At 69.3% G+C, this 1032-nt stretch carries 1 protein-coding gene; it reads left to right on the forward strand.

Annotation, left to right across the window (positions count from 1 at the left end; all coding sequences use genetic code 11):
- On the forward strand, positions 1 to 677 hold a 677-nt coding region (locus D3H34_RS32975; protein ID WP_119558895.1), incomplete at its 5' end, for a DUF1513 domain-containing protein.
- Between the last annotated feature and the right edge of the window lie 355 nt (positions 678 to 1032).

The raw sequence follows: 1032 nt of genomic DNA on the forward strand, positions 1-1032 counted from the left end.
GCATGGACCCGCACCAGTTGCTGCTCGACTTCGACGGCAGCCTGGTCGTGGCCAACGGCGGCATTCCGACCCAGGCCGAGACCGGCCGGCGCAAGCTGCGGCTGGACCATATGGATTCGTCCGTCGTGCGCCTCGCTGCGCAGTCGCGCGGCGAACTGCTGGGCCAGTGGAAGCTCGACGACCCGCGCCTGAGCCTGCGCCATCTGGCCTGGGGGGCGCAAGTGCGCCCCGGCCAGGCGCGCCGCTGGCTGGGCGTGGCCCTGCAGGCCGAGCACGACGCCGCCGAAGCCAAGCGCCAGGCGCCCGTGCTGGCGGTGTTCGACGGCGCATCGCTGCGCCCCGTCGCCGCGCCCGGGCCGCTGGCCGGCTATGGCGGCGATATCGCCTTCACCGGCGACGCATTTGCCGTGAGCTGCCCGCGCGTCGACCGCGTGGCGTTTTTCGGCAGCCCCGGCCCCGGCGCGCCCCTGGCCTGGCAGGCCGAGCATGCGCTGCCCATGGCCTATGCGCTCGCGGCCGTGCCCGGCAAGGGCCACGCCGATGACCCGCGCGTCTGGGTCGGCGGCGCAGAGCAGGTGATCGCGCTCGATGCCGCGGGCCGCGACAGCAATATTGCGCCCGCGCGCGTCGGCGAGATCCAGCTCGACAACCACTGGCTGCGCGCGCGCGCGGCCTGAAGCACACGCAGCGGACCTCGGGGTTCGCTGCGCGCTTTTCTGCGCGCGGGCCCCACGCCCTTGGCGCCCAGGCGCGCCGATTTCGCGCCATTCTCGCAACACTTCGCGCCGATTACTCCATAAAAACGAAAAATCAGAATGAGAATAGTTTCTGTTTGCATTACAATTTGTAAACAATTTCTCTTCTTATTTGGCCTGCAGCGCCGTAACACTGCTTTCCAGGCCCGGAGCCTTTCATGCCTTTTTCGAACCGCGCTGACCGCAGCGCGCAACGTCGCCTTGCAGCGTCCCTGACTCCTCTGGCTTCGGCCCTGTGCCTGGCGCTGCCGGCGATGGCTTTTGCGCAGGCCACGCC

The organism is Acidovorax cavernicola (assembly GCF_003581445.1).